7 protein-coding genes are annotated in these 6,282 nt (G+C 35.9%); 4 read left to right on the top strand and 3 right to left on the bottom strand.

The window, feature by feature from the left end:
- Positions 1–310: 310 nt before the first annotated feature.
- From B5E64_RS16490 to B5E64_RS16505, 4 genes are read left to right on the top strand one after another with little or no spacing between them, the layout of a single operon-like run.
- The gene (locus B5E64_RS16490) at positions 311–1,459 is read left to right on the top strand and encodes an Rpn family recombination-promoting nuclease/putative transposase (RefSeq protein ID WP_087169555.1); all 1,149 of its coding nucleotides are present in this window, start codon (positions 311–313) and stop codon (positions 1,457–1,459) included.
- A gap of 58 nt (positions 1,460–1,517) precedes the next feature.
- The gene (locus B5E64_RS16495; RefSeq protein WP_087169556.1) at positions 1,518–1,757 is read left to right on the top strand and encodes a DUF3791 domain-containing protein; all 240 of its coding nucleotides are present in this window, start codon (positions 1,518–1,520) and stop codon (positions 1,755–1,757) included.
- Positions 1,754–2,227 carry a DUF3990 domain-containing protein gene (locus tag B5E64_RS16500; RefSeq protein ID WP_087169557.1) on the top strand — a complete coding sequence of 158 codons (474 nt, stop codon included), beginning with the start codon at positions 1,754–1,756 and terminating at the stop codon, positions 2,225–2,227. Before B5E64_RS16495 ends, B5E64_RS16500 begins: the two co-directional genes overlap by 4 nt.
- Positions 2,224–2,433 carry a DUF3791 domain-containing protein gene (locus B5E64_RS16505; protein WP_087169558.1) on the top strand — a complete coding sequence of 70 codons (210 nt, stop codon included), beginning with the start codon at positions 2,224–2,226 and terminating at the stop codon, positions 2,431–2,433. The genes B5E64_RS16500 and B5E64_RS16505 overlap by 4 nt, the downstream gene beginning before the upstream one ends.
- Positions 2,434–2,704: 271 nt before the next feature.
- Here B5E64_RS16505 and B5E64_RS16510 read toward each other — a convergent pair whose 3' ends face one another.
- The 3 genes from B5E64_RS16510 to B5E64_RS16520 are packed head-to-tail and all read right to left on the bottom strand — an operon-like array spanning position 2,705 to position 6,163.
- On the bottom strand, positions 2,705–3,907 hold the full coding sequence (locus tag B5E64_RS16510) for a nucleotide sugar dehydrogenase (RefSeq protein ID WP_087169559.1): 1,203 nt from the start codon (positions 3,905–3,907) through the stop codon (positions 2,705–2,707).
- A complete protein-coding gene (locus B5E64_RS16515; protein ID WP_087169560.1) occupies positions 3,904–5,355 on the bottom strand; it encodes an oligosaccharide flippase family protein in 1,452 nt (483 codons plus the stop codon). Before B5E64_RS16515 ends, B5E64_RS16510 begins: the two co-directional genes overlap by 4 nt.
- Before the next feature lies 1 nt (position 5,356).
- The gene (locus B5E64_RS16520; protein ID WP_087169561.1) at positions 5,357–6,163 is read right to left on the bottom strand and encodes an O-antigen polymerase; all 807 of its coding nucleotides are present in this window, start codon (positions 6,161–6,163) and stop codon (positions 5,357–5,359) included.
- Between the last annotated feature and the right edge of the window lie 119 nt (positions 6,164–6,282).

Below are 6,282 nucleotides of genomic sequence, written 5' to 3' on the forward strand. Positions count from 1 at the left end.
AACACATTGCAGGGTATGTCAAAAGTATTTGAAAAAAATTGTCAAGGAATTATTTCTTAAAATGCCGGGCTTCTCTTGCATTTTTCTTTCAGATGTCCTATACTATCCTCACATTTATTCGTGGAAGTTTTCTCTTCTGCCTAGATGAAATAATCCGGCCGTTCGGCCAACCGATTTCATTGTTTATTTATCATAGGAGATTCTGAAGAACTGTCTGGAAAATGTTGAATTTCCCACGGCTCATTGCTACAATATTCTTAAGATTCCTGTCTGTTTTTCAGGTCTCCTTCCATTCGAAAGGAGTGCTTTTATGCAAAAAACAGACAGAACAGAGACTACTAAAAATACGACTTCACGTGACGCAGTAAAAAACACCAAGATCAAGGACAGTGGCGCAAAACTGATTTTCAGAGATCCTGTTCTCTGCGCCCAGTTTCTACGAGGTTACACGGATATTGAATTGCTGAAAGATGTACAGCCGGAAGATATTGAAGATATCACAGAACAGTTCCTTCCCCTCCTGCAGGAGGCGCGTGACTCTGATTCCGTCAAAAAAATTCATCTGAAAGGCAATTCGGATATCGATACACTGTATGTGATTGCCCTGATTGAACATCAAACGAAAGTAGATTTTGATATGTCTTTTCGCATTCTGCGCTATATCGTCTACATTTTGACGGATTATGCGTCTGAAATGGAAAAGATCCATGAGGGCATCACATCCACCAAAGCGTTCCGATATCCGCCTGTACTGCCCATTGTATTTTATGATGGAACAGAACGCTGGACGGCTTCTCTTGATTTTAAGGATCGGACCGCTCTCTCCGATCTCCTTGGAATACATATTCCAAGCTTTCAGTACATTGTCGTTCCTCTTTCCGAGTTCTCAAATCAAGAGCTCATTGACAAGCAGGACGAACTGTCTTTGATCATGCTGATTGATAAACTGCGCAGCTCTGCCGAATTTCATAAGCTGAAAGAAATTCCGGAAGAATATCTGGACAACATAAGCCGGAATTCTCCAGAATCACTCTTAAAGCTGATTTCCAAAATTATTGCGGCGTTTCTGCATCGCCTGAATGTTCCGCAGGACGAAATCGGCGAGTTCACGGATCAGATTGAGCGGAGGGATTTTACGATGTTGTTTGAAAATTTTGAAGCATATGACGTACAGGCTGAACGAAAGAAAGCACGTGAGCTTGGAATGGCCGAAGGCCTTGCGGAGGGCCTTGCGGAGGGCCTTGCGGAGGGACATGCTACTGGATTAGCCGAAGGACGGGCGGCTGGAAGATCGGAGTCCATTTTAGATGTGCTGGAAGATCTGGGACCGGTTTCTTCTGAGATTAGGGAACAGATCCTATCCGAAAAGGATCTGGATACCCTGAAAATCTGGAATAAGGGTGCCGCCAAGGTGGAATCAGTGGATGAATTTGTCGAGAAGTTTTTGAAGGGAAAATAGACATCGAGATCAGACGATGATAGTTCCCATTTTTAATATGAATCATGGAGGGTACGCCATGTTAGAAGAGGTGAAGATTACGAATACAAACCAGCTGGAATTTGCTGTTTTTTGTATTGAAAACATTGCAATCAGGCTTGAAAAAAACGCTGAAGAAATATATAAAATGCTAACCGAAGAAAGCAATATCCTGTCCGGCTACATCATACCAAAATATGAAATACTGCATACACAGAGCAAAGACTACATTGTTGATGATATTATCAGCTTAATGCGAGAAAGGGGTATTAAAGTATGATTTTATATCACGGTTCCTATCTGGAAATTAAATCTCCGGATTTAGAGCATTCCAGAAAGAATGTTGATTTTGGATGCGGTTTTTATCTGACTCCTATTTACGAACAGGCCGTAAAATGGTGTGAGAAATTCAAACGACGTGGAAAAAACGGAATCGTTTCTCGATATGAATTCGATGAAAAGGCATATCAAGAACTAAAAATTCTGAAATTTGATTCGTACTCCGAAAAATGGCTCGATTTCATCCTTACTTGCAGAAGCGGAAAGGATGCCACTGATTATGATATTGTTATTGGCGGTGTTGCAAATGATAAAGTCTTCAATACCATTGAGCTTTTCTTCGATCATCTGATTGATAAAGAAGAAGCGATACGGAGATTACGTTTCGAAAAACCTAACTTGCAGCTTTGTTTCCGGACACAGAAAGCTCTGGAATCTTATTTGTACTTTGAAGGGAGTGAACAAATTTGACGGCGAATCCTATTTTACTGCAAAAAAAATACACTCGAATTATCGAGTGTTTTGCTGAAAAAGAACAACTTTCTTTGGATGATGCCCTATGCTTTTTTTACCACTCAAAGATTTACCGCTTAATCAGCGAAGGGGTATCTGACCTGCACTGTATGAGTGATGAGTATCTGGCAGAAGAACTTGTGGATGAGTATAAAGAAAAATGATATGGTATTGATAGTAATATCCTTTTGCCCCGGTACTAGTGGTTTACCGTATACGATTGTTGAAAAATCCTTATAGTATCTTGGAGACAATTATGTTTCAAATTTTCTCGAAAAGTATCCTGGAAATGGCTCTTTTACAATGATATAAAAAAGATCCCGTACATTTCACGTATTGCAGGGTATGTGAAATGTACGGGATCTATTTTTCAGGTCAAGCTAAATGGAGCTTCCTCTCTATTGGGATTGTCTTTTCATTGACCTATTTTCAATTTTAATCGCACAAAAAAAGATCCCTTGTATAAACTCTATCCAAGACATCTTCTAATTCCTGATTATACCGATTTGCTACAATAACATCTGCTTTCTGTTTAAACTCTGAAAGGTCATGATATACTTTACTTCCGAAAAATTCATCATCTTTGAGAGTAGGCTCATAAACTACAACTTCTACTCCTTTTGCTTTTATTCTCTTCATAACCCCTTGAATTGAGCTTTGTCTAAAGTTATCTGAATTTGCTTTCATTGTAAGACGGTAAATTCCTACACAGCTTTTTTCACCTTGACCAAATCCTGCTTTTTCAAGTATTCTTTCTGCAATAAAATCTTTCCTTGTACGGTTCGCATCTACTATTGCCTGAATTAGATTGTTTGGAACCTGATCGTAATTTGCTAAAAGCTGTTTCGTATCTTTTGGCAGACAATATCCACCATATCCAAATGAAGGATTATTATAATGGCTACCGATTCGAGGATCTAGACCTACGCCTTCAATAATCTGCTTTGTATTTAATCCTCTGATTTCCGCATACGTATCCAATTCATTGAAAAAAGAAACACGCATTGCCAAATATGTGTTCGCGAAAAGTTTGACTGCTTCCGCTTCAGTTGGATTAATAAACAATGTGGAAATATCTTGTTTGATGGCCCCTTCTTTTAGCATTGCGGCAAATGTATGAGCTGCTTCATTTAACTGTTCATTCCCTAAATCAGTTCCCACTATAATTCGTGATGGATACAAATTATCATATAACGCTCTTCCCTCTCTTAAAAACTCTGGTGAAAATAAGATATTTTGAGTCTGATATTTTTCTTTAACTTCTTCCGTATAACCAACTGGAACTGTTGACTTGATAACCATGATCGCATTCTTATTGAGTTCCAATACCTGCTTAATTACACTCTCAACCGAAGATGTATCGAAATAATTTTTTTTAGGGTCATAGTTTGTTGGCGTAGAAATAATAATAAAATCAGCATCGGTATAAGCCGATGCTGCATCTGTTGTCGCTGTTAGATTAAGTTCTTTATTCTTTAGATACTCTTCAATTTCTTTGTCCACAATCGGGGATTTTTTCTGATTGATCATGTCCACTTTTTCTTGAATAATATCCACTGCATACACTTCATGATTCTGTGATAATAAAATGGCATTGGATAATCCAACATATCCAGTACCGGCTACTGCAATTTTCATTTGGTTTTTCCTCCCTCAATTTTTCTTTTTAATAAAAAGCGGTGGATACAATTATTTTTATCCACTAAAATATAAACAATGCACAGCGAAAGATATATAACAGCCCCTAACGAAATTTGCAAAACAAGTGTTAAAATACTATTTCCCATTCGCTCTCCTAAATAATTCACCGCCAAAAACATAACGCCACCCGATATTAAGTAAAAAACAGTATCCCTAAAATATTTCTTAAAATTTAGATCTTTACGTACAACTACCGTCTGATAAATACAAACCGTTCCTTCTGCTGCGACAGTTCCTAAAACCGCTCCTAATGCTCCTAATGGTCTAATCAATATAGCATTAATGATTACATTAATAATTGCACCTGCAAATAATGATAAGATATACTCTCTATCTCTTTCATTAGGAATTAGAAGCTGCGTACGTATTACATTTGCCCATGCCTTGAATATAATAATCGGAGTAATTGCTTGAATTAAAATGCCACATTTTGTAAATTCGCTTCCAAAAAATACTGGTGAAAAAACTTTTGCTATGCCCGCAATTCCAAATGCCATGGCACCACTCAAAAACATAACAAAATTCATTGATAATTCAATGTACTTTTTACTTTCTTTATATTGGTTGTGCGCTACAAAATTGGTCATCCGTGGAAGCATAACACTCCCCAATGCCGTTATGATACCAAATGGTATATTCACAATTTTTTCTGTATTTTCATAAAATCCCGATTCCTCCATAGTACTCATACTTCCCAGCATAATCTTATCCATAATATTATATAAACTTACTGCTACAACAGGTAAAAATAATATTGCACAAGGTTTTAAATGTACAATAATATCTTCAAAGGAGGTTTTAACAAAATGTACTTCCCTTTTCAAAAATGGCCATAGTACTAATTGGGATAATAATATGTTAAATGATAGAATAAAAACATAAATCGGTAAATCATTTCCATCTTTTACAAAAGTAAAAATCGCAACGACTCCAAGCAATCTAATTACCGTATTTCTAATTGTCGTAATTTTAAATTTTTCTAACCCAAAGAAAAACCAACTGATATCGCTCATTGCTGAAAATACATAAATTCCCTGGAGTACTGCAATCAGTAAGTATTTAGGTCGAAGAACTACTAAATAAAACACATAAATTGCAAACATAATACTTGATGTAATTAATTGCAACTCCAAAATGCTCCAGAATTCTTTGCTGAGTTTTTCTTTATTATCTCTTACTTTTGCAATGGATCGTATGCCGTAGTTCTTAAATCCAAGCATGGCAATCAATACAAAATAATTAGCTATAGAATAAGTATACGAATATATACCAACTTTTTCAGGCCCTAAAACTCTAGATATGTAAGGTGATGTTATTAAAGGCAATATGATAGAAAGCATTTGATATAATGTGCTATAAAAAAAGTTTTGTTTTAATGAATTCATTTTACTCGCCTCTTTTTTCTCCACTAATATTTAATCCACCATCAAGAGAATTTCTAAACATAAACAAAATCCAAATAAATGTTAATGCACGTGTCGTCAATGATGTATATATTCTTGCCATTGAAAAAATAATAAACTGAACTAAAATTAGATATATTGCCAGACTCTTAAAGTCTTGCCTTTGCTTAAAGTTACGGTACATCTTCATACAAATTAGCCCGAATATCATACTACCAATAAAGATCCCCACAATCCTAAAATCAAGGTAAAAATTATAAAATAGTGTACTATAAGCATTCATAGTTATATGATCGCTTATAGGAATATAGACTTCTAAAGCATCTTTTATCTGTATTGTATCTAAAATAGCTTGCGGATAATCAAGAATATGTAAATAGTTTAATACAAAAAATATCGGTTGAACAAATCCATACATTGAGAAAAAACCATATGTACACATATTTGATATTGGACTCTGTAAGTATATATCCATCAATGAAATTCCACCTGCCAAGTATGCATACATGTTAAGAATAATATTCGCTTCGGAATCCGCACTTCTCTGCTGGGTTATAAACACAATAATTAAAAATAGAATTACTATAAAAATTGGTATCCTTCTTATCCATTTTTTTACTTTTTTGGGAAGTTGATATTTTCCTTTGCATATTATCATGACACAAATTGCATACAAAATCAAAAAGCTCCAAATTGCTCTGGATACCGTTGACACGGAATATAAAATCATCGCAACAATTGCCATTATCGAAAACTGTTTTTCTCTTTTTCCTATAAAAAGGTTGAGTATTCCGGGGCATTTTCCATCACCAGTCCGGCGTTAGGAAATCACTATTCCGGATAAGCGGAAATCACTGTTCCGGGACAGGAAATCACATTCCAGAGCCTTATAATAGAGACATGCATCGC

The organism is Drancourtella sp. An12, assembly GCF_002160935.1.
Classification (GTDB): Bacteria; Bacillota; Clostridia; order Lachnospirales; family Lachnospiraceae; genus Sellimonas; species Sellimonas catena.